16 protein-coding genes are annotated in these 21,683 nt (G+C 72.1%); 7 read left to right on the top strand and 9 right to left on the bottom strand.

Translation table 11 applies throughout. The features are described 5' to 3' along the window. Window positions 1–11 precede the first annotated feature (11 nt). Window positions 12–1,580, bottom strand: coding sequence for a succinic semialdehyde dehydrogenase (locus ACFYTQ_RS15585; protein ID WP_387361052.1), 1,569 nt, complete (start codon window positions 1,578–1,580; stop codon window positions 12–14). A gap of 120 nt (window positions 1,581–1,700) precedes the next feature. Here ACFYTQ_RS15585 and ACFYTQ_RS15580 point away from each other — a divergent pair, with 120 nt between their 5' ends. After that, window positions 1,701–2,381, top strand: a complete 681-nt coding sequence (locus ACFYTQ_RS15580) for a TetR/AcrR family transcriptional regulator (RefSeq protein ID WP_387361050.1) — start codon at window positions 1,701–1,703, stop codon at window positions 2,379–2,381. Window positions 2,382–2,387: 6 nt separating this feature from the next. Here the strand turns inward: ACFYTQ_RS15580 and recD are convergent, their stop codons facing one another. From recD to recC, 3 genes are all read right to left on the bottom strand, one after another. Beyond that, on the bottom strand, window positions 2,388–4,268 hold the full coding sequence (gene recD / locus ACFYTQ_RS15575; protein ID WP_387361048.1) for an exodeoxyribonuclease V subunit alpha: 1,881 nt from the start codon (window positions 4,266–4,268) through the stop codon (window positions 2,388–2,390). Further along, a complete protein-coding gene (locus ACFYTQ_RS15570) occupies window positions 4,265–7,570 on the bottom strand; it encodes a UvrD-helicase domain-containing protein (protein WP_387361325.1) in 3,306 nt (1,101 codons plus the stop codon). The genes recD and ACFYTQ_RS15570 overlap by 4 nt, the downstream gene beginning before the upstream one ends. Before the next feature lie 104 nt (window positions 7,571–7,674). Next, window positions 7,675–11,028 carry an exodeoxyribonuclease V subunit gamma gene (recC, locus tag ACFYTQ_RS15565; RefSeq protein ID WP_387361046.1) on the bottom strand — a complete coding sequence of 1,118 codons (3,354 nt, stop codon included), beginning with the start codon at window positions 11,026–11,028 and terminating at the stop codon, window positions 7,675–7,677. A 364-nt stretch (window positions 11,029–11,392) separates the two neighbouring features. Between recC and ACFYTQ_RS15560 the strand changes: the two genes are divergently transcribed. Both ACFYTQ_RS15560 and ACFYTQ_RS15555 read left to right on the top strand, forming a co-directional pair. Next, window positions 11,393–11,599, top strand: a complete 207-nt coding sequence (locus ACFYTQ_RS15560; protein WP_387361044.1) for a hypothetical protein — start codon at window positions 11,393–11,395, stop codon at window positions 11,597–11,599. Window positions 11,600–11,763: 164 nt separating this feature from the next. Then, window positions 11,764–12,606, top strand: a complete 843-nt coding sequence (locus ACFYTQ_RS15555; protein ID WP_387361323.1) for a tat pathway signal sequence — start codon at window positions 11,764–11,766, stop codon at window positions 12,604–12,606. A gap of 53 nt (window positions 12,607–12,659) precedes the next feature. Here the strand turns inward: ACFYTQ_RS15555 and ACFYTQ_RS15550 are convergent, their stop codons facing one another. Beyond that, the gene (locus ACFYTQ_RS15550; protein ID WP_387361042.1) at window positions 12,660–14,111 is read right to left on the bottom strand and encodes a cytochrome P450; all 1,452 of its coding nucleotides are present in this window, start codon (window positions 14,109–14,111) and stop codon (window positions 12,660–12,662) included. A gap of 55 nt (window positions 14,112–14,166) precedes the next feature. Here ACFYTQ_RS15550 and ACFYTQ_RS15545 point away from each other — a divergent pair, with 55 nt between their 5' ends. The 3 genes from ACFYTQ_RS15545 (at window position 14,167) to ACFYTQ_RS15535 (ending at window position 17,310) form a co-directional block, all read left to right on the top strand. Next, the gene (locus ACFYTQ_RS15545; protein ID WP_387361039.1) at window positions 14,167–14,829 is read left to right on the top strand and encodes a TetR/AcrR family transcriptional regulator; all 663 of its coding nucleotides are present in this window, start codon (window positions 14,167–14,169) and stop codon (window positions 14,827–14,829) included. Window positions 14,830–14,897: 68 nt separating this feature from the next. Beyond that, entirely contained in the window at window positions 14,898–16,346 is a 1,449-nt protein-coding gene (locus ACFYTQ_RS15540) for an NAD(P)/FAD-dependent oxidoreductase (protein ID WP_387361037.1), read from the top strand. 235 nt (window positions 16,347–16,581) lie between these two features. Continuing rightward, window positions 16,582–17,310, top strand: a complete 729-nt coding sequence (locus tag ACFYTQ_RS15535; RefSeq protein ID WP_387361035.1) for a hypothetical protein — start codon at window positions 16,582–16,584, stop codon at window positions 17,308–17,310. A gap of 70 nt (window positions 17,311–17,380) precedes the next feature. On the opposite strand, the gene ACFYTQ_RS15530 is transcribed toward ACFYTQ_RS15535, so the two are convergent. Genes ACFYTQ_RS15530 through ACFYTQ_RS15515 form a run of 4 tightly spaced genes read right to left on the bottom strand, consistent with a single transcriptional unit; the run spans window position 17,381 to window position 20,903 of the window. After that, a complete protein-coding gene (locus tag ACFYTQ_RS15530) occupies window positions 17,381–18,031 on the bottom strand; it encodes an urease accessory protein UreD (RefSeq protein ID WP_387361033.1) in 651 nt (216 codons plus the stop codon). Beyond that, on the bottom strand, window positions 18,021–18,743 hold the full coding sequence (gene ureG / locus ACFYTQ_RS15525) for an urease accessory protein UreG (protein WP_387361031.1): 723 nt from the start codon (window positions 18,741–18,743) through the stop codon (window positions 18,021–18,023). The genes ACFYTQ_RS15530 and ureG overlap by 11 nt, the downstream gene beginning before the upstream one ends. A 22-nt stretch (window positions 18,744–18,765) precedes the next feature. Continuing rightward, the gene (locus ACFYTQ_RS15520; protein WP_387361321.1) at window positions 18,766–19,398 is read right to left on the bottom strand and encodes an urease accessory protein UreF; all 633 of its coding nucleotides are present in this window, start codon (window positions 19,396–19,398) and stop codon (window positions 18,766–18,768) included. A 32-nt stretch (window positions 19,399–19,430) separates the two neighbouring features. Further along, on the bottom strand, window positions 19,431–20,903 hold the full coding sequence (locus tag ACFYTQ_RS15515) for an MFS transporter (RefSeq protein ID WP_387361029.1): 1,473 nt from the start codon (window positions 20,901–20,903) through the stop codon (window positions 19,431–19,433). Window positions 20,904–20,996: 93 nt separating this feature from the next. Between ACFYTQ_RS15515 and ACFYTQ_RS15510 the strand changes: the two genes are divergently transcribed. Next, complete coding sequence (locus ACFYTQ_RS15510; protein WP_387361027.1) at window positions 20,997–21,653, top strand: TetR/AcrR family transcriptional regulator; 657 nt, start codon at window positions 20,997–20,999, stop codon at window positions 21,651–21,653. Window positions 21,654–21,683 lie beyond the last annotated feature (30 nt).

Genomic DNA, 21,683 nt, shown 5'->3' with positions numbered 1-21,683 from the left:
ATCCTTCCCGGTCATTTCTGCCGCAACGCCTTCATCGCGCCGAAGTACAGTGTCATCGTCTTCGCCCACAACGCCTCCGACATGCCGGGCAGCGGCGCGATCGGCACGGCCCGCTGCACGGCGATGGTCTGGGTGTCGACGTATTTGAGCAGGCCCTCGGGTCCGTGGCGGCGGCCGTTGCCGGAGATGCCGAGCCCGCCCGAGGGCGCGGCCACGCTGCCCCAGGCGGCGATGAAGCCCTCGTTGACATTGACCGAACCGGCCCGGATCCGCGCCGCGACCCCCCGGGCGCGGGCCGTATCCCGGCTCCACACACTGGCATTGAGCCCGTAGGCGCTGTCGTTGGCCTGTTCGACGGCCTCGTCGTCGCTGTACACCCGATACACCGACACCACCGGACCGAAGGTCTCCTCGCGGTGCACGGTCATGCCCGCGCGCACGCCCTCGAGCACGGTCGGCTCGTAGAAGTAGGGTCCGAGGTCGGGGCGCGGGCGGCCCCCGGCGAGGACGGTCGCGCCCTTGGCCACCGCGTCCTCGACGTGCGCGCGCACGGTGTCGAGTTGCCGCGGGAAGGTCAGCGACCCCATCTCGTAGGAGTAGTCCAGGGTCGAACCGAGCCGCAAAGCCTGTGTGCGGGTGACGAATTCGCGCACGAACCGGTCGTACACGCTGTCGTGCACATAGATTCGCTCGATCGATTCGCACAGCTGCCCGGCCGAGGCGAAACAGGCCCGGACCGCGATGCGCGCCGCCGCGGACACATCGGCGTCCGACAGCACCAGCAGCGGATTCTTGCCGCCCAGCTCGAGGGAGTAGCCGATCAACCGCTCCCCCGCCTGCCGGGCGATGGTGCGTCCGGTCGCGCTGGACCCGGTGTAGTCCACGTAGTCGGCGCGGGCGATGACCTCGCCGCCGATCACCGAGCCGCGCCCGAGCACCGCCTGCCACAGCCCCTTCGGCAGGCCCGCGCGCTCGGCGACGTCGATGGCCCACAGCGCGGTCAGCGCGGTCTGATTGTCCGGCCGCGCGACCACGGCGTTCCCGGCGACCAGGGCGGGCAGGGCGTCGGAGGCGGCCAGCGCGAGCGGATAGTTCCACGGCGAGATGACCGCGACCACGCCCTTGGGCCGATGCCGCACCTGCACCCGGGTCAGCACCGGCAGCACCCCGCGCGGCGAGCGGGGAGCCAGCAGCTTCTCCGCGACCGCGGCGTAGTAGCGGGTGTTGACCGCGACATCGCCGACCTCGTCGAAGGCGTGCGGGCGCGATTTGCCGGTCTTGAGCTGCACGATGTCGAGGATCGTGTCTTGTTCGGCGAGCACCAGGTCGTGGAAGCGCCGCAGCACGGCCACCCGCTCGCGCACCGGAACCCGCGCCCACTCGCGCTGGGCCGCCCGCGCGGTGACGAAGGCCCGCTCGATATCGGCGGGCGAGGACTGCGGGAGCTCGACGAGGGTGCGGCCGGTCGCGGGGGCGGCGATCTCGACCGCGGGCGCGTCCCCGGCGACCGCGTGCGCGAGCAGGGACTCGACCAGCGCGGACGGCAATGTCGCGGCGGCCACTTCGGGGGCGGTGGTCAAGGGTCGGCCCTCTCGCTTTCCTGGGCATCCAATTAATTGAACATCGGTGTTAGCCTAACACTGCTGTTAAATTAATAGGCGTCACAGGCGTGTTGTCAAGCCGTCGAGGAGGAACCACAGATGCCCGACGACACGGTGGTCACCTCTCACAGTCCGCGCCGGGGCCGGCCGCCGCAGACGCCCGAGCAGGCCGACGAGGTGCGGGCGCGGATCGTGCTGGCCGCGGCGGCGGTGTTCACCGAACACGGGTCGCGCGGGTTGAGCGTGGCGCGGATCATCGAGCGGGCGGGCATCTCCCGGCCCACGTTCTACCGCTACTTCGGTAACGCGGAGGAGCCGTTGCACGCGCTGCTCACCGCCTCGAACGAGGGGCTGGTCGGGGGGATCGGCGCGGCGCTGGCGGGTTCCCCCGAGCCGGTGCGCCTGGGTATCGGCATCATCGACGCCTATCTGGACTGGGCGCGCGGGCACGGGCCCATGTTGCGGCCGGTGTTCGCGGAACTGCACGATCCGGGGTCGCCGGTCTCGGCCTACCGGGAGGAGGCGTTCGACGACATCCGGGCGCTGGTGCGCAAGAAGCTCACCGAGCTCGGGCGTCCGCTCCCGACGCCGCTGGATCTGGACACGGCGTTGCAGGTGTGCGAGTTCGTGGTCTACCGGCTCTCGATCACCGACCCGAGCCCCGAGGAGCTGGCGGCCGCCCGGCTGACCATGATTCGCAGCGTGCTGGTCACCCTCGGCCGCCGCGCGGATGTGGAGCTGGCGCTGACCCTGCCCGGAATCTTCGACGGCGCAGAGTGATTCGCGTCAGGACCGCAGCCCGCTCGCGCGCAGCACCCGACGCCCGATACCGGCGCGGATCGCCTCCTCGGAACCGATGATCCGGACGCGATGCCGGGCGCGGGTGATGGCGGTATAGAGGAGCTCCCGGGTGAGCAGGGTCGATTCCGGCCCGGGCAGGACCACCGAGACCGTCCCGTACTGGCTGCCCTGGCTGCGGTGGATGGTCATGGCGTACACCGTTGTGACGCCGGGGAATTGGGTGGGGTGCACGAGATACGGTTCGCTGCCGCGTTGCAGGGCGGCGCGCAGCGTGCCGTCGGGGGCGCGCACGATGACGCCGGTGTCGCCGTTGTAGATGCGGGCCTCGTGATCGTTGGCGGTGACCAGTAGGGGTTGACCCGGAAACCATTGGGCGGCGGTGCTTTCCGCGCCGATGCCCGCGGCGGCGACCCAGCCCGCGGCGAGGCGGTCCCAGTGTTCGACGCCGTAGCGGCCCTGGCGATGCGCGCACAGCAGGCGGTGCGATTCCATGGCGGCCAGCGCGGCGGCCGCGTCACCGCGTTCGGCGGCGGCGGTCGCGGCGCGGGCGGTATCGATGACATCGGCGCGCACGTCGGTGATCTCGTCGGGATCGCACAGGGCCAGGTCGTCGCCGCCCTCGGCGAGCAGGGCCACGGCGGTGTCGGCGTCACCCGCGCGCACGGCGACCGCGAGGTCGGCGATGCGGCCGCCGAAGCGGCGGCCCCGGGTGAGGCGAATGATGCCGCCGCGCAGGCGATCCCGTTCGCGCCGGGTCAGCGCGTCGGGATGGGCGATGTCCTCCTCCGCGCCGAGGATCCGGTCCAGCACCGGATTGGGTTGCGCGACAACGGGTCCCGCGACCAGATCGGCCAGGACCGCGCCCGCGTCGACGGAGGCGAGCTGATCGGGATCGCCCACGAGCGCCAGCCGGGTATCGGGCCGGACGGCGGGCAGCAGGCGGCTCATCATGGTGAGCGACACCATCGAGGTCTCGTCGACGACGATGACATCGTAAGGGAGCCGGTTGAACTCGTGATGCCGGAACCGGGTCGCGCCGCCGCGCTGCCAGCCCAGCAGCCGGTGCAGGGTGGCGGCGGTCAGCTCCGGCAGGTCCAGATCCCCGGCCTGTTCGCGGACCGATTCCTGCAACCGGGCCGCGGCCTTGCCGGTCGGGGCGGCCAGCGCGATGCGGGGCGCGGGCGCGCCCGGGATCGCGCGCTGCAAGGCCACGAGCAGGGCCAGGATGCGGGCGATGGTGTGGGTCTTGCCGGTGCCCGGTCCGCCCGCCACGACGGTGGTCCAGTGCGTGGCGGCCAGCGTGGCGGCGACGCGCTGCCGATCCGGCGGCTCGCCGGGGCGATGCGAGTCGGGGAACAATCGATCCAGTTGTCGCCGAACGGTTTCCGGGTCGATGAGCGGATGCCCGGTCGCGCGGGCGGTGAGCGCCTCGCGAATGGTCTGCTCCTGCCGGAAGTACCGGTCCAGGTACAGCAGCGCGCCCCCGGCGTCGGGTTCGACCAGCCGCAACGGGCGCAGCGGCCCGGCGGGACCGCCCTGCACGAGCGGACTGGTCCGCAGGGCCGCGAGCACGTCGTCCACCTCGGGCCACGGCAGCGTCGCGGGATCGATGGCGTCGGGATCGTCGGCGTCGAATCCCTCACCGTCCACGCCGATCTCGCGCATGCGCGGCAGCTCCAGGCACACCGACCCCGACCGCACCGCCCGCACCGCCAGCGCCGCCGCCAGCAGCACCGTCTCCCGCTCCTCCCGCCCCAGCCGCCCGAGCCGCACCGCGACGTGCACATCGGCGGCCGACAACACCCCGGCCGCGTTGAACACCCGCAACAGCCCCGAGGCCCGCTGCGCCAACTGGATCGCGGTCATCGCGTCACCCGTCCCGCCAGCAGCTCCGACAACTCCTCGATGAGGGCCACCGGCGGATCCCAGTCGAAAACGCCGCAGCCAGGCGGGGTTTCGGGGCCGATCATGCCGCGCACGAACAGGTAGCGGATGCCGCCGAGGTGGCGGGCGGGGTCGTAGGCGGGCAGCCGCCAGCGCAGGAAGCGATGCAGGGCAACGGAATAGAGGATGGCCTGCAACGGGTAGTGGGAGCGCATCATCTCCTCGGCCATGCGGTCCCGGGTGTAGTGGGCGACGGTGAGGTCGCCGGTGCCGAGGCGGTTGGTCTTGTAGTCGACGACGACGAACCGGGGCCCGTCGACGCGGAGCACGGCGTCGATGCTGCCGGTGAGGTAGCCGCGCAGCGGGACGTCGTCGAGGGTGGCGAGGCGGCGGGCGTAGTCGGCGAAGGGGTCGCCGGGGGCGAGGTGGGCGGCCAGCAGATCGGCGATGCGCCGCAGCGTGATTCGCTCGGCGGTGGGGGTGTCGCCGCCCGCGAGGGGGAGTTCGAAATCGAGTTCGTTGAGGCGGTCGCGGGTGGCGATGTCGGCGAGGCGGCCCACGCCCAGCGGAGTGTGCAGGACGGCCAGCAGGGCTGAGCTCAGGATCTCGGTGTCGATGTCGGCGAGGAGTTCGGCCACGGCATGGTCGCAGCGGGCGCGGACCTCCGCGGCGAGGTCGGGGGCGTCGCTGTTCACGTGCTCGAGGACGCCGTGCACGAGGGTGCCGAAGTCCGCGCCGTAGGGCAGGGCGTTCATCAACGACGGTGCGGCACCGGCGAACTCGCCGACGTCGACGGTGTCGGCGGCGGGGGCGGCGGGTTCGTCGGAGCCGCCGGGGGTCTCGTCGGCCTCACGGGGGTGGATGTCGTGGGCGGCGGCGGTGAGCGCGGAGTAGGAGGTGCGCCGCCAGTCGTGATCGATCGGCCGGTCGAACACGGCCGCGGCCAGCGCGCCGACCTCGGCCTGTTCGCGGTCCCAGCGCGGCCGCACGGGCGGGATCTTACGAACCTGTTCGACCGCGACCACGCCGTGCGCGGCGGCCGCCCAGTCCGAGAGCTGTTCGGCCACAATGTCGTCCAGCGGCACCTCGACCCGGCCCGGCACCTCGGCCGCGCCGGGCGAACGGCCCAGGATCATCCGGTGCAGGGGCGCGAAGGTGGTGCCGTAGGCGGGGGCCCACCAGGCGACGACCTGGCATTGCGCACGGGTCAGCGCCACGTACAGCAGGCGCAGTTCCTCACCCGCCTCCTCGGTCTCGCAGCGCCGTTTGCGGTCGGCGTAGCCGGGGGCCTCGGGTCCGCCGACGTCGAGGGCGCGGTCGGGGCCGTCGTGGAACAGCAGCGTCGCCGGATTGGGGTTCTTGGCGCTGTCCCAGGCGAACGGCAGGTAGACCACCGGGAATTCCAGGCCCTTGCTGGCGTGCACGGTCGCGATCTGCACGGCGGCCGCGTCGCGATCGAGGCGGCGGCTGCGGTCGGCGACGGCCCCCGAGGCGGGGTCGCGCACCCGATCGGCGAGCCAGCGGGTGAGGGCGGTCAGTCCCAGCGATTCGCGCAACGCCACCCGGTCGAGCAGCTGGGCGATGTGCCGCAGGTCGGTGAGGCGGCGTTCGCCGCCCGCGACGGCGAGCAGCCGGGGCGCCAAACGTGTTTCGGCGGCGAGCTTCTCGTAGACGGCGGCGAATCCCGCGCGGGTGAACAGCCGGGCCGCGTCGCGCAACTGGGCGCTGAGCCGCCCGACGAGATCGGCTCCGCCGCCGTCGATCTCGTCGGCGGCCAGTCCGAGCAGCGGGGTGCCCGCGGCCAGGCGGACGCGGTCGGCGCGATGCGGCTGTTCGAGGGCGCGCAGCAGCCACAGCCAGTCGGTGGCGCTGCGGGTGGCGAAGACGCTCGCACCGCCCGCCAGCACCGAGGCCACGCCGACGCCGTCCAGGGCCGCGCGCACGACATCGATCTGGGAGCGGGTGCGGACCAGGACCGCGATATCGCCGGGGCCCAGCGGACGGTCGTCGATGCGGGTGCCGGAGTCGAGCAGGCGGACGATCTCGGCGGCCAGGTCCTCGGCGACGCGCGACCGCTGCCGCCCGACCGTGGGGAAGCCCGCGCCGTTGAGCGGCCCGCCGCCGCTGCGGCGAAAGTACCTGAGCCGCAGGGGAATCGTGGGTTCCGGGCCGTGCAGCCGGGTCGCCGGGCGGACGGCGTCCACCGGGTGGACGGTGATCTCCTTGTGGCCCAGCGCCGCACCGCCCATGACGTGCTCGAGGGCGGTGAGCAGTCCGGCGTCGCTGCGCCGGTTGGTGGTCAGTTCGCGGCGGGCGTCGGCGTGCGCGACGGCGTCGAGATAGCTGAGCACCTCGGCGCCGCGGAAGGCGTAGATGGCCTGTTTGGGGTCGCCGACCAGGACGAGGGTGGTGTGGCCGTGGAAGGCGCGGCGCAGGATGTCCCATTGCAGCGGGTCGGTGTCCTGGAACTCGTCGACCAGCGCCACCCGGTAGCGGTCGCGGATGCGGCGGCAGGCGCGGTCGCCGTGCGCCGGATCGGCGAGCACGTCGTGCAGCAGCACCAGCAGATCGTCGAAATCGCGGATGCCCGAGAGCCGTTTGCGCCGTTCGGTTTCCGCGCGTACCGCGGTGGCGAACGCCACCCGCTCCGCGGCCGGATGGTCCCCGATCTCCTCGTCGGGCACCAGCCGCGCGTGCCGGTCCCCCACGGCCGCGGTCGCCAGCTGATGCGCCTCCTTCACCGTGAACGGGGCCCCGCCGCGCGCGTAGCGAGCCAGGTACAGATCCTCCACCACGTTCGCCACGAGATCCTCGATCCCGTCCACGAGCCGCACCCCGGGATCGTGCTCCCCCGCCAGCCCCAGTTCGTCGAGCATGCGCTGGCAGAAGCTGTGCGTGGTCACGATGGTCCCGGAGTCGAAGTCCGACAGCGCGGCCAGCAGCCGGGCGCGTCGCCGGGCCACCCGGTCCGAATCCCCCTGCGCCAGATGCCGGATCAGCTCGTCGGCGCTGTCCCGCGCGGCGTCCGGGTCGGCCAGCCCCGCCGCGACCGCCACGAACCGGTCGCGGGTCCGTTCCCGCAGTTCCTGGGTGGCGGCCCGGCTGAACGTCACCAGCAGCAGTTCGGAGATGTCGATCCCCGCCTCGGCGACGAACCGCACGGCGAGCCCGACGATGGCATAGGTCTTGCCGGTCCCCGCGCTGGCCTCCAGAACCGTTGTGCCGGTGGGTAGTTCGCCGCAGAGTTCGAACGTGGCACCGCTCGGTGCCGGTTCCTCGGCCACCGGGAACAGTTCCACCGTCTCCGGTTTCGACACGGGGTGGCGATGGGTCGGGCGACGGCGGGGACGGGGCGCCTCGATATCGCTGACGGAGAACAGTTCCTCGGTCACGGGGCCCCCTGGGACTCGTTGGCCAGCAAGGGATTCCAGACCCGGCGGGCCAGGGCGGCGAAGCGGGTGGTCTCGCCGTGCGGGTCGGGCGCGGTCAGCGGCGCGTCGAACTGGTCGAGGCGGGGGGCGGGCCCCCAGACGTAGCGCAGGTAGCGGTCGGTGTGGTCGCCGAAGGGTTTGGGGCCGTTGGGCCCGCCGAGGAATTCCTGTTCGGCGGCGAGGCGGGCGTCCTCGACGCTCGCGCCCTGGCAGCGGCGCTCCGCGTACACCGCCGACGCGGTGGGGGTGATCGGCAGCGGCTCGGTCAGGCCCTCGTCGCGCAGATCGGCCAGATCGCGCAGGATCGCCTGCGCCGCCGCGGCATTCGGGGCGGTGAGGGTGGAACGCCAGGCGGGGCGGTGGAAGCGGCCGCGGCCGATGGTGAGCGCGCGCCAGCTCCGGTCGCGTTCGGTGGCGGCCAGGGCCAGCAGGCGCACCCACGCGGCGAGGCGGTGTTTGGGGGCGAGGCGGGAGAAGGTGGTGCGCACCACCGCGTCGTCGTGCACGTCGGGGACGGTCCCGCTGAGCAGCCGGCCGTCGCCGAGATCGACCAGCACATCGACCGTGCGGGCGGGGATCTCGTGGATCGGGCGCGCCACCCGGACCAGCCGGTCCACGGTGTCCTCGACCTCGCCGAGCACCGCCGCGCCGAGTCCGAACGGGGGCAGGGTGCCGCGCCGCCACTCGGCCGCGCGCAGCGCCGCCGGGTCCGCGCCGTTGAGCCGCGCCGACAGCATGCGCTCGCCCATATTCCATTTGGTGAGGCCGTCGAGTTCGATGGGCAGCCGCTCGTCGATCTCCTCCTCTTCCTCGGGCACGCGGATGCCGAGCCGCTGCCAGAGGAACGCGCGCACGGGATGTTCGGCGAACGAGACCAGTTCGGCCAGTTCGACATCCGAGCGCGCGGGCGCGGCGAGCGGGCCGGGCAGGAAGGCGCGTTCGGGTTGTACGGGGGCGGTGGCCGCGCGGGCGCCCGCGAGGGCGACGGTGTCGAAGCTGAACGGCCGGTCCGCCGCGAAGTCGCGAATGTCGAAGGGCTGCAACGGATGTCGCGTCACCACCCCGTCGAGCGTACCCGTCAGGGCCGACAGTGTGTCGAGGAGTTCGGCGACCGGGATGGCCGGGGGCCGGTGCGCTCCGCTCACCGGGTCCGCGCCGGTGTGCAGCACGATCAGCCGCTCGCGCGCCGCCATGACGGCGTCGAGCAGCAGCTGCCGGTCCTCGCCGCGCGGATCCCGTTCGCCCACAAGGGGTTCGCGCGACAGTACGTCGTCGCCGTCCACGCCGCCCTGCCGGGGGAAGACCTCGTCGTCGAGCCCGAGCAGCACCACCACCCGATGCGGCACCCAGCGCAACGGCGACAGCGCGCACACCGTCAGCTCCCCGGTGCGGAAGTTGGTGCGCGTCCCGCGCCCGGCGAGCCGGTCGCGCAGCAGCGCCGCGATATCGGGCAGGCGCAGCGGCACCGCACCGGCGTGCTCGAGCGCGGTCGCGACCTCCCGGCGGGCCTCCACGCCCTGCCACGACTGCGCGTAGGTGGTGTCGGTGAGCAGGTCCAGCGCGCGGGCGAGCACCTGGGCCCATTCGTGCGCGGGCCGCGCGGAGCCCGCGGGTTCGGCGGGCGTGGGCCCGCGCAGGTCCCGCACGCACACCGCGAGCCGGTCGGTGAACTCCGCGAACCGCCCGGCCAGATCGACGTCCGCGGAGTCGACGTCCTCGAGCGGCAACGCCAGATCGAGCCAGTCCTCGGAGGATTCGCCCGCCGCGACGCCGAGCAGGATGCGGTCGACGGCCGCGTTCAGCGTGTTCTGCGCGAACTCCCCGAGCCCGAACGCGTGCCGCTGTCGCTGCCCGATCCCCCACCGCGCGCCGGTCTCGGCCGCCCACTCCCGCAGCCGCTCGATATCGTCGTCGTCGAAGCCGCACCGGAGGCGCACCGGTTCCGCGGCCGCCAGGTCGAGGACCTGGGTGACCGTCACCCGGCCGTCGGCCAGCCCGAGCAGATCCTCGAGCACCGCCGCCACCGGGTTGCCCTCGCCCGAGGACCGATCCGCCAATCGCACCCGCAGCCCGTGCGCGGGATGCGCCACCGCGCCCGGCTCGCCCTGCCACTGCCCGAACGCCGCCCGCACCAGCGGCGCGAAACCCTCGACGTCCGGGCAGAGCACCACCACGTCCCGGGGTTCCAGCGTGGGATCGGCCGCGAAGACCCCGAGCAGCACCTCCCGCAGCACCTCGACCTGCCGGGCCGGGCCGTGGCAGGCGTGCACCTGGACGGTCCCGTCCACGAGGACCGGATCGGCCACGGGCGGCCAGCGATCCTCGGCCAGCGACGCTTGCAGCTCGGAAAGCAATGTGCGGGAACGGCTTTCGTCCGCGCCGGGGTGATGGACATCGACGGCCTCGACCCCGCGCAGCCGCGCTTGCAGCTCCCGCACGTCCCGGCCCAGCGCCGCCAGCAAGGGATGCGCGACGAGCAGCGCGCTGTCGTCGGCCGCCCGGGGGATCGCCTCGGGCACGGCATCGGACCCGGCGAGTTTCGTCCACAGGGCCGGGCTCGGGTGCGGAAGCCACAGGTGCACCTCGCGATGCGCCGCCAGCGCGGTGAGGACGGCGAGTTGGTCGGTGCTCGGACGCGGCAGGCCGAACAGCGACAGCCGGGGCGGGAGGCTCACGGATTCGGGCCGGGCGCACAGGGTTTCGCACGCCGCGGCCAGACGTTCGGCGGGGCCTGGCGTCGTCATGGTGGCGCGCAGGCGCCGCCACAGCTCCGGTTGCCAGGCCAGATCCTCGGGCAGCGGGTGGCCGCGGCCGTCGGTGTCGCGGCCGGAGGTCCACTCGGTGAGCAGGGCCGGGCGCTGGGTGGCGTAGGAGTCGAAGAGGGCGGCGATCCGGGCGGCCGTGGCGTAGCGGCGGCCCGCGCGATGGGTGGGGCGGTCCCCGTCGCCGAGATGGCGGGCGAGCAGGGCCGCCCACGGTTCGGGCAGCGCCTCGTCGATCACGCGCAGCAATGTCCAGACCAGGCGCTGCGGGGCCCAGGGATCCTCGTCGGCGGGGACGCCGGTGGCCTCGGCGAGCACGTCGGCGACGAGCGCGGCCGGGGTGGGGAAGGCGATGTTCGCCGAAACGCCGTCTCCCGCAACGGCCCCCAGCACCCGGGAGAGTCGCTGGGTGAGCCAGCGCTCGACGCCTTTGGCGGGCACCGCGACGAGTTCGGCCGCGAAGGGATCGTCGAGCGGGGTCGACAGCACAGCCGCGAGCTCGTCGGCGAGCGTCGCCGCCCGCTCGGCTCGGTGGATGTGCAGCGCCATCGGCCGCCTCTCTGCTTCGCCGGTGCCGTCCCCCGCGCCCGCCCGCCGGATGCCCCGTGGTTGCCTGTCGTCGGCCGATCCTACAAACTCGACGGGCCGTGACCCCGGCACGACTCGGACTTTCGGCCACATACCAGGTGGTACGAGACGAGCAACCGCTCCGCAAGACGGCTTCACCAGAGCTTTGCCGACACAGCTGGACAAATACCAAATTTTCAGCAACACAACAGAATCCGCGCGAACCTCCCGGGCATCCCCTCGTCCGCGATTCGCCTCCGCGTGTCAGCCCGAATGCCGGGCGAGCGTGTGCCACAGTGCTCTGCGAGGCAACGGGAGAAGCGTTTTCGAAAGGCTGGTTCGGTTCATGACAGCGACGGTGACACCCCTGATGCCCCGATCCGGGTTCACGGTCCGCAGAGTCGGCGAGCGCTGGGAGCTGGTGAACTCCCGCCACTACGGCCGCACCGTCGTCCTGCACGCCTGGCCCCGGGATCGGCACACGGAGGCGTTCGAGCACTGCTACCGGCTCAACGGCCGCAGCGTCGAGGAACTCCAGGCCGCCTTCCGCTGAGGTTCCGTTCGCCTCGCGCCCCCGATGGCCGAAAACCGCTGTGCCGCAACAAACTTTGGTTCATCCCGGATCGGGGGGCGGGGCGTGCGGGTCCGGAACCTTTGCTATTGTCACTTTTCGTGCGTTATCCACGCGGCGCCGCGCGCGCCACCCGACCCACGCGCATGGCCGCCGGCGCCTGCGCCGCCGCCGTCGTCTTCCTCGCGGGCGCGCCCGCCCTCCAGGCCGGTCCGGCCGGTGCGGTCCCGATGCGGACCGAGGGGTGCGCCGAGGGCTTCGACTGCGATATGACCAGCCGCATCCAACGGGTCGACGCCTACCTGTCCGGGCGTCCCGGCGTCGTCGGCTACGTGGTCCGCGACCGCGTCACCGGGGCCGTGCACAGCAACGGCAACGCCGACACCCCGTTCTGGACGGCCTCGACCATCAAACTGGCCATCGCCGAGGATCTGCTCAACCGCGCCCGCGTCGGCGCGATCGTGCTGACCCCGGAGGATCGCGGGCTCATGGAGTCCATGCTCGCCACCTCGAACGACAACGCGGCCGACGTGCTGTGGAACAAGTTCTCCGGCCCGGACCACCAGGCGTTCAACAACGCCTTCCGCGCCAACGGCATGACCTCGCTGACGCCGTTCCCCCCGGCCAACGGCCGCGCGTTCCCGGACTGGGGTTTCCAGCAGTGCACCCCGGCCGATCTGGACCGGCTGATGAACAATGTGCTCGACCGCATGCACCCCGACGACCGCTCCTACCTGCTCGACCGGATGCGCCACGTCGACACCAACCAGCACTGGGGCGTGTGGGGCGCGGGCGCGGGCATGCGGCCCGGCCTGAAGAACGGCTGGTCCGACGAGCAGGGCGGCTGGGTGGTCAACTCGGTCGGCTTCGCGGGCCCCGACGAGCGCTACACCCTGGGCATCATGAACTTCCTGGGCGACCAGGGCGGGTACACCGACGGCGAGCAGACCACCACCCGGGTGGCCGAGATCCTGTTCTCCGGCCGCTGATCCGTGCAGGATGCGTGACGGCGGAAATCCTGTTCTCCGGCCGCTGAGCGGATTCAGCGGCGGCGCAACGACATCGGCGCGCCGTCGCGCGGGAACGGGATGGTGGTGAATCCCCACGGCATGAGGTAGTCGTCGGGGACGCGCCACTCGTAGTCGCGGACCATGGCGGCGATGACGGCCTTCACCTCGAACATGCCGAAGTGCATGCCGATGCACTTGTGCGCGCCCGCGCCGAACGGCATCCAGGCCAGCCGGTGCGACTTGTCCTCGCGGCGCGACTCGGCGAACCGTTCGGGATCGAAACGCTGTGGGCGCGTCCACAATTCGGGCAGCAGGTGGTTCATGCCGTAGGAGACGTCGACCTGCACGCCCGCGGGCACGAAATGTCCGGCGATCTCGGTGTCGCGCACCGCCCGGCGCACCAGGCCCGGCACCGGCGGCACCAGGCGCAGGCACTCCTTGATCACCAGATCCAGATCGCGCAGCCGATCCAGATCCGCAATGGTCGGCGCGCCGTCGGTCGCCTCGGCCAGCGCGAGCGCCTCGGCCCGCACCCGCCGCTGCCAGTCCGGATGACGGCCCAGATAGTAGGCGACCGTGGTGGCGGTGGTCGTCGTCGTGTCGTGCGCGGCCATGATCAGGAAGATCATGTGGTTGACCACGTCGGCGTCGGAGAACACCGCGCCGTCCTCGGTGCGGGCGTGGCACAGCGCGGAGAAGAAGTCCGAACCGTCCGACGCGCGCTTGGCCGGGATCATGCGGGTGAAGTACTCCTCGAGCACCGCGCGCCCGCGCAGCCCCGCCCGCCACGCACTGCCCGGCACCGGCCGGCGGATCAGTGCCAGGGCCGCGTGCGTGCAGTCGAGGAACGCCGCGCCCAGCCGCTTGCGCTCCGGACCCGCGTGCACGCCCATGAACGTCTCCGCGGCGATCTCGAGGGTCAGATCCTTGATCGTGGGATACAGCCGGACCGTGCGTTCGGTGCCGGGCACCCAGCGCGCGATGGCCGCGTCGACGACCGGCGCGAGGTGGGCCAGATGCGCCTCGAGGCGGTCGCGGGTGAACGCCTGCTGCATGATCCGCCGATGGAACATGTGCTCGTCGAACTCGAGCAGCAGCAGGCCGCGGCCGAAGAACGAGCCGATGTAGTAGTCCCAGCCCTGCCCGAAGTCGTTGCGGCGCTTGCCGATCACCTCGTCGACGGCCTCCGGCCCGGTGACGAAGACGTGGTCGACGCCGAGCGCGCGGCTCACGCTCACCGGGCCGTAGCGGCGGTAGCGGTCCACCATCTCGGCCGGACCCCAGCGCAGATAGTGCAGCGTGCGGCCGACGACGGGCAGGCCGTCGTCGCCGCGGACCACGCGCAGCGCGCTGCCGGGCGGCGGCGCGGCGAGGGTGCGCTCGCGGACCGGGACCCGGCGCAGGAGGCGATCGATCGGATGCCGGTCGGGGATCTCGAACAGATCGATGTTCTCCCGGTCGGCACCGGGGTCCACGATGACCATGACCAACACCCTCCGTCAAAAGTACAGCTTGTACATTACCGGTAGGGTGAGGGCTGTGACAAGCAACACAACGCGGCAGCGCGGCCGGCCCCCGGGCCCGCCCCGGGATCCGGCGGTCCGGCGCGCGGAGATCCTCGACGCCGCCGAACGGGTCGTCGCCCGCACCGGGACCTCCCTGACCATCGCGGAGGTGGCGACCGAGGCCGGGTACGCGCGCACGGCCGTGTACGCGGTCTTCCCCGATCTGCCCGCGCTCGTCGACGGGCTGGCCGAACGGCACATGGAGGCGATCATCGCCGCCGCCGACGCGATCCTCGCCCGTCCGCTGCCGGGCCGGGAGTTGTTGCGCGCCTTGGTCGAACTGATCTCCGACTTCGTGGACCGCAATCCCGGGCTGCATCACCTGCTGATGCAGCGGCTGCAATCCGACGACGGCCACGGCCGCCCGTTCTTCGCCCGGTCCGCGGACTGGGCCACCGGCGTGTTCGACCGGATGCTGCGCGCGATCGACGCCGATCCCGCGCCCGCGCGGGTGTGGGCGACCGCGACGGTCGGCGCGATCACCATGTCCGCCGAGGAATGGGGGCGGCATCGCGACCGCGATCGGGCGGAGTTCGTCGACCGGCTCACCGCGTTCCTGTGGCCGCCGCTGGCCGGGGTCGGGCTGGATCGTTTCGTGGGACCGCTCGGCGGACTCGCCGATCCCCGATCGAAATGACTCGAAGTGGGTATGCCGACTACCGTTGGACGAGTCCTGGAACGAAATGGTGGGGCAGAGGAGCGAAGATGGCCACACAGACTGTCGAGAACCGGCGCCATCGCGTGGTGGTGATCGGATCCGGCTTCGGCGGTTTGTTCGCGTGCAAGCATCTGCGGCACGCGGATGTCGACGTCGTGCTGATCTCGAAGACCTCCACGCACCTGTTCCAGCCGCTGCTGTACCAGGTCGCCACCGGCATCCTGTCCACGGGCGAGATCGCGCCCGCCACCCGGATCGTGCTGCGCAAGCAGCAGAACACGCAGGTGATCCTGGGCGAGGTGTACGGCATCGACCTGACGGCCAAGACCGTCACCTCGCGGCTGCTCAACGAGGACACCGTCACCCCGTTCGACAGCCTCATCGTCGCCACGGGCGCGCAGCAGTCCTATTTCGGCAACGACCGCTTCGCCACCTACGCGCCGGGCATGAAGACCATCGACGACGCGCTGGAGTTGCGCGCGCGCATCCTCGGCTCGTTCGAGGAGGCCGAGGTCGCCAAGACGCAGGAGGAACGCGACCGGTTCATGACCTTCGTGGTCGTGGGCGCGGGCCCCACCGGCGTCGAATTGGCCGGGCAGATCGCCGAACTCGCCGACCGCACCCTGGTGGGCTGCTTCCGCAACATCGATCCGCGCGACGCCCGGGTGGTGCTGCTCGAGGGCGCGGGCGCGGTGCTCGCGCCGATGGGCCCCAAGCTCGGCGGGATCGCGCAACGCCGGCTCGAGAAGATGGGCGTGGAGATCCAGCTCAACGCCATGGTCACCGACGTCGACGCGCGCGGGGTGGTCGTCAAGGACAAGGACGGCAGCCAGCGCCGCATCGAGGCCGCGTGCAAGGTGTGGTCGGCCGGCGTGCAGGCCAGCGAACTGGGCAAGCTGATCGCGGATCAGTCCGACGGCGCCGAGGTGGACCGGGCCGGGCGGGTGATCGTCGAACCGGATCTCACGGTGAAGGGCCAGCCGAACGTCTTCGTGGTCGGCGACCTCATGTCCGTGCCGGGCGTGCCCGGTCAGGCGCAGGGCGCGATCCAGGGCGCGACGTACGCGGCCAAGCAGATCAAGGCCGAGGTCGAGGGCAAGCAGACGCCGCAGCAGCGCAAGCCGTTCCACTACTTCAACAAGGGCAGCATGGCCACCATCTCGCGGTTCTCCGCGGTGGCGCAGGTCGGCAAGCTCGAGTTCGGCGGGTTCATCGCGTGGCTGATGTGGCTGGTGCTGCATCTGTACTACCTGATCGGCTACCGCAGCCGGGTGGTCACGGTGTTCCAGTGGTTCGTGGCCTTCCTCGGCCGCAATCGCGGGCAGATGGCCGCCACCGAACAGTGGGTGTTCGCGCGGTTGGCGCTCGAGGCCCTCAACGGCAACGAGTCCGATCAGCGCGAGGTGCGCGACGAGTTGGGCGAAGGGGCCACGGAGGCAAGCAAATCCGCCGCCAACCAGACGCCGAGTCCGTCTGCGGGCCGACGCGCGGTCTGACTTCCCGAGCATCAGCGAGCGAGGCCGGAGTCCCGAGGCAGGGCTCCGGCCTTTCTCGTGTCCCGGTTCGCCGACAGTGGCTAATTGCCAGCTATACCAAGACATTTCGACCGGTTCGGCTTTCCACCCATCCGGAGCCCCCACGGATCCGAATGCATGGCGTCGACACATCCCAGTAAGAAAGGTCGTTATGGCCGCAGGTAAGCACAGAGCCCCGAATCCACACCGGCAACGGGTGAGCACCGCCGTCGCGGCGGGTGCGGTTCCGCTGGTTTTGGCCATCGTCGGCAGCGGGACGGCGCAGGCCGCCCCCGCCGAGTCGAACGCGGCGGCGGCGCAGGACGCCCCGGCGCAGTGGCCCGCCGTCGAGGCGCCCAACGTCCAGCCGTACGAGGGCCTGAACATCCCGGACGACACCTACAGCTCTCTCCAGACGGCGCGGGCCATGCCGAGTCGTTCGTATCTGGCGCCCGTCGGGGTGCTGCACCCGCCGGGGCCCGTCGCTCCGGTGCCGCCGATCGCGCCGCCGCCCAACAAGTTCCGCTTCGGCGACGTCCAGGTCGACGTGCCCGCGGGCATGGACCGCGAACAGGCCATCGAGATCAACGATCAGGCCGCGCAGACCGAGGCCAACCTCGCGACGTTCCTGGACTCGATGGGCATGGAGCGCAGCCGCTCCGACCGGATCGCGGGTCAGACCGTCGGCACGGCCGCCCAGGGCGCGATCGCGGGCGCGGCCATGTCGACCCCGATCGCGGCCACCAGCGCGCTCGTCGGCGGTGTGGTCGGCCTCGTCGTCGGCCTGCCGTTCATGCCGGTCGGCGTCGTCGCGGGCCCGGTCCTCGGGGCCGCCATGGGCGCGAGCGTGATCGCCGTCCCGGCCGCCGCGGTGGGCGCCGCCGCGGGTGCGGTGGTCGGCGCGGTCAACGCGTTCAACGCTCCCCCGCGCGTGGTCGGGGACTGATCGACGCACGAACGGGCGGGAGGCGGCGTTTCCGGCGGCCTCCCGCCTTTCGTGTGTTCGGGACCGAGGGTCAACCGACGGGGGTCAGGGCGGTGGACGTCCTCGTGTAGAGGCTCCCCCCGGCGGCGAGGGGCAGGCGGGCCGCCGTGAGGCCCGTGGTCTCGGCGGGACGGTCGTCCGGGTAGCGGAGTTCGCTCTCCAGGGCGCGAGGGGCGGCGAGGGGGTCGTCGGTCGCGGTGTCCGCGCCCAGTTCGAGGCGATGGCGGAGCAGCGGGACGTCGCCGATGTCGGCGGTGAATTCGCCTGTCCAGCAACCGGATTCCTCGCCGGAACGGCCGATCTGGACGCGTTCGCGCAGGCGCACGCGGGCGCGGTCGGCGAGGGTCAGGCGGGTGCGGCTCTCATGGTCCGCGCCGCCCGCGACCACCGTCGGTTCCGGATCGAAATCCAGTTCGCCGCCGATCTCGAAGGTCCAGTGCGCCACGGACTTCCGCGTGATCCGTCCCGGGAGGGCGAGGGTGGCGGCGACCGAGCGGACGATCAGGCGCGCCCCGGGCTCGACGACGACGGTGACGAACACCTCGTCGCCGCCGAGCGGGGTCGCGGCCGTGCCGATCAGGTGCACCGTGTCGGGTCCGGTGCGCCGGGCCGCCAGGCCGCCCGCGGCGTGAATGTCGGGCAGCAGGCCGGGGCGGGCGTGGATGCGGAGGTCAGTGCGCAACCGCGACGCTCGCGTCGGGTCCGGCGGCGTCGCGTTCGGCGACCACGCGCAGCTGGTCGCGGACCCACTCCAGGACGGGGGTGGCGGCCGGATCCTCGGTCAGGGAGGTGAACACGAACGGGCGGCCCTCGCGCACCGCCGACGAATCCCGGTCCATCACAGCCAGATCCGCGCCCACCAGCGGGGCCAGATCCGTCTTGTTGATGACCAGCAGATCCGAATAGGTGACGCCCGGCCCGCCCTTGCGCGGCACCTTGTCGCCGCCCGCCACGTCGACCACGAAGATCTGCACGTCGATCAGGCCCGAGGAGAAGGTGGCGGTCAGGTTGTCGCCGCCGGATTCGACCAGGATGAGATCCAGCGGCGGATTGGCCTCGACGAGATCGTCGATGGCGTCCAGATTGGCGGTGATGTCGTCGCGGATCGCGGTGTGCGGGCAGCCGCCGGTCTGCACGGCGGTGATGCGCTCGTCCGGCAGCACGGCGTGGCGGCGCAGGAAGTCGGCGTCCTCGGTGGTGTAGATGTCGTTGGTCAGCACGGCCAGCGACAGCTCTTCGCGCAGCTGCCGGCACAGCGCGGCGACGAGCGCGGTCTTGCCCGAGCCGACCGGGCCGCCGATCCCGATCCGCAGCGGCTCGCCGGGGATGCGCTCGCGCTTGGGCCGATCGTGGGCGTGGTCGTGCGGCTCGCCGTCGATCAGATGGGGGGGCATGGGGGTTCCTTTCTCCGAGGTGTCACGAGGCGAACAGCGGCATGTCCCGGCGCACGTGCCGCTCGGCGAGCACGTCCTGCAACGGATCCGACAGGGCCGCAAGCCCTTTCACCGCCAGCGCGGCGGTCTCGTCGCACAGCGGGGCCAAGCGCACGGTGCTCGCGGCCACGGCCGCGGGATCCAAGGCCAGCAACCGCTGCGCGGCCGTGGCCGCCCCGGTCATGGTGGTGTAGACGACCACCCCCGCGATCTGCTCCGGCGTCGCGTCCGCGACCCGCCCCACCGCCCCGAACACCGTGGACAGATGCGGCCGCGCCCCCACTACGCGCCAATCATGGTGTGGCCATACGTGTTTCGCCAACCGCACCAGCCCGCGCCCCTGGGCCCGCGACGCCGCCCGCGCGGCCGGGGCGGGCGTGCGCGCGTCGGCCTCCGATTCGGCCCGCCCGCACGCCAACTCGCCCGCGCACACCGCCGCCGCCAGCGAGGCCGCGACCAATCCGGCGGTGCGCACCCGCCGCGCGAGGTACAGCTCCACCGACGCCGCGTCCCGCACCACCCCCGACGCGATCGCCTCCTCCACCCCGCCCGAATGCACATGCCCCCCGATCGGCAACCGCGAATCGGCCAGCGTCAGCAACACCGCCAGACTCATCGCCGCCACACCCGATCACCCACGCCCCGATCCTAAGCGGCTCGGCGGACATCGGCCGAGCGGGGCGCGACCAGCGCCACCACCGCCATCACGGCCAGCAGGCCCGCGCCCACCGTCGTGGCCGCGTGCATGCCGGTGACGAACGCCTCGCGCGCCGCGCGCACCAGCCCGGTGTCGGATCCGGCCCGCTCCACGGTCTCCCCCAGCGTCGAGGCGAACTCCCCGCCGGACCGGAACACCAGCGCCGCAAGCGAACCCAGCAGCGACAACCCCAGCGCATTGCCCAGTTCGAAACTGGTTTCGGAGATCCCCACCGCCGAACCCGCCCGCTCCGGGGGCACCGAGGACACCGAGACCTCCGACACGAGCGTGAACATCACCCCGTACCCGAGCCCCGCGATCGTCGAACCGGCCACGTACCAGCCGACGCCGCCGTCCACGCCGAGCCCCAGCAGCAGCAGGTTGCCGAGCGCCGCCGCGCCCAGCGCCAGCACGAACGCCGCCCGCGCCCCCAGCCGCCGCGCCACCCGCGCCCCGCTCATCGAGCACGCGAACACCACCGCCGCCTGCGGAATCCCGAGCACCGCCGCGGCCAGCGCGTCGCGCCCGGTCACCGATTGCAGATACACGCTGGTGAGATAGCTCATCCCCGCGAGCGACATCATCCCCACGGTCGAGGATCCGATCGCCACCGAGAACAGCCCGCGCCGGAACAGCGACAGATCAACCAGTGGCTCGTCGAGCACCCGCTGCCGCCGCACGAACGCCACGAGCACGACCACCCCGACCACGGCCGCCAGCACCGCCGCGACATCGACGCCCGAGGCCGCCGCCCGCTTCACCCCGTACACCACCGGCAGGATGCCGCCGATCGACAGCGCCACGCTCGGCAGATCCAGCGGCCCGCGCCCCGAGCGCTGCTCCGGCAGCACGAACGGCCCCAGCACCAGCAACACCAGCAGCACCGGTGTATTGATCAAAAACACCGCGCCCCACCAGAATTGGTGCAGCAGCAGCCCACCCAGAATCGGCCCGACCGCCGAACCCCCGGCGAAGAACGCCGTCCAGATCCCGATCGCCGTCCCGCGCGCCCGCGGCTCCGGGAACAGCACCGACACCAGCGACAGGCTCGACGGCAGCAAGGTCGCCCCGCCCACCCCCATCAGCGCCCGCGCCGCGATGAGCACCGCCGGATTCGGCGCGAACGCCGCCAGCACCGAGGCCGCCCCGAACACCGACGCGCCCGCGAGCAGGATGGTCCGCCGCCCGATCCGGTCACCGAGATTGCCCATGGTGATGAGCAGGCCCGCGATGAGGAAGCCGTAGATGTCGAGGATCCAGAGTTGTTCGGTCGCCGTGGGATCCAGCGCGGAGGTCAGCGTAGGCATGGCCAGGAACAGCACCGACATGTCCATCGACACCAGCAGCACGGGCAGGATCAGCACGGCCAGACCGAGCCGGGCGCGCCGAGGGACCGCGATCTCGCGGGTATCGATGCCCGTCATCACCTATCCTTTCCGAGTCGCGTACAACGTACGCACGATGGGCTCGTACAGCGTACGCACCCCCGGCGGGAAAACGAAAGCGAGTTGTTCCGAATGACCGAGCCGAAGCTCACCCGCGCGGCGATCGTCGACACGGCGATCGCGCTGGCCGACGAGGCCGGGCTGGACGCGCTGTCGATGCGCCGCATCGCGGAGCGGATGGGGGTGGGCGCGATGTCGCTGTACCGGCACGTCCCGAACAAGGACACCCTGCTGGCGGAGATGACCGACGAGATCGCGCGGCGGCATCCCTATCCGGCGCCCGAGGCGGGCTGGACGTGGCGCGATCGGGTGCGGGTGGCCGCGGAGATCGATTGGATGCTCTACCAACATCATCCGTGGGTGCTGTTCACCTTCGCGGTGCCGCGCTACAACTTCGGCCCGTCGAGCCTGGCGTGCCTGGCCTGGCTGGTGGAGGGGTTCGGCGAGGTCACCGCGGATCCGCGCGAGGCGACCCGGATGTCGCTGTCGGTGTGGAGTTACATCGCGGGCATCGCGCTGCAACAGGTCAGCGCCGCGCTGCTGGCCCGCCGCGACGGCGAGCAGGAGGAGTCGAGTTTCCGCGCCCTGCTCGACGGCCGCCCGCGCTTCCCCACCCCCGAATCCCTGCTGCCGCTCGAGGGCAGCGGGCGCGGCGATCTGCTCGATCCCGAACAGCTGCTCTACTCCGGATTGGCCGCGCTGTGCGACGGATTCGCGCGGGAGCGATGAATTCGGCCGTCCCGCACGGTCTGTAGAGAT

It is taken from the genome of Nocardia sp. NPDC004068, from assembly GCF_042874315.1.
Lineage (GTDB): Bacteria > Actinomycetota > Actinomycetes > Mycobacteriales > Mycobacteriaceae > Nocardia.
The sequence above is the reverse complement of the archived record's forward strand: the minus strand, read 5'-3'. Positions and strand labels throughout refer to the sequence as shown.

Excerpts from the sequence above, each read along its gene's own strand:
- ACFYTQ_RS15580 (WP_387361050.1), top strand. The coding sequence starts at position 1,701 with ATGCCCGACGACACGGTGGTCACCTCTCACAGTCCGCGCCGGGGCCGG.
- recD (WP_387361048.1), bottom strand. The coding sequence starts at position 4,268 with ATGACCGCGATCCAGTTGGCGCAGCGGGCCTCGGGGCTGTTGCGGGTG.
- recC (WP_387361046.1), bottom strand. The coding sequence starts at position 11,028 with ATGGCGCTGCACATCCACCGAGCCGAGCGGGCGGCGACGCTCGCCGAC.
- ACFYTQ_RS15560 (WP_387361044.1), top strand. The coding sequence starts at position 11,393 with ATGACAGCGACGGTGACACCCCTGATGCCCCGATCCGGGTTCACGGTC.
- ACFYTQ_RS15555 (WP_387361323.1), top strand. The coding sequence starts at position 11,764 with ATGGCCGCCGGCGCCTGCGCCGCCGCCGTCGTCTTCCTCGCGGGCGCG.
- ACFYTQ_RS15550 (WP_387361042.1), bottom strand. The coding sequence starts at position 14,111 with ATGGTCATCGTGGACCCCGGTGCCGACCGGGAGAACATCGATCTGTTC.
- ACFYTQ_RS15540 (WP_387361037.1), top strand. The coding sequence starts at position 14,898 with ATGGCCACACAGACTGTCGAGAACCGGCGCCATCGCGTGGTGGTGATC.
- ureG (WP_387361031.1), bottom strand. The coding sequence starts at position 18,743 with ATGCCCCCCCATCTGATCGACGGCGAGCCGCACGACCACGCCCACGAT.
- ACFYTQ_RS15520 (WP_387361321.1), bottom strand. The coding sequence starts at position 19,398 with ATGAGTCTGGCGGTGTTGCTGACGCTGGCCGATTCGCGGTTGCCGATC.
- ACFYTQ_RS15515 (WP_387361029.1), bottom strand. The coding sequence starts at position 20,903 with ATGACGGGCATCGATACCCGCGAGATCGCGGTCCCTCGGCGCGCCCGG.
- ACFYTQ_RS15510 (WP_387361027.1), top strand. The coding sequence starts at position 20,997 with ATGACCGAGCCGAAGCTCACCCGCGCGGCGATCGTCGACACGGCGATC.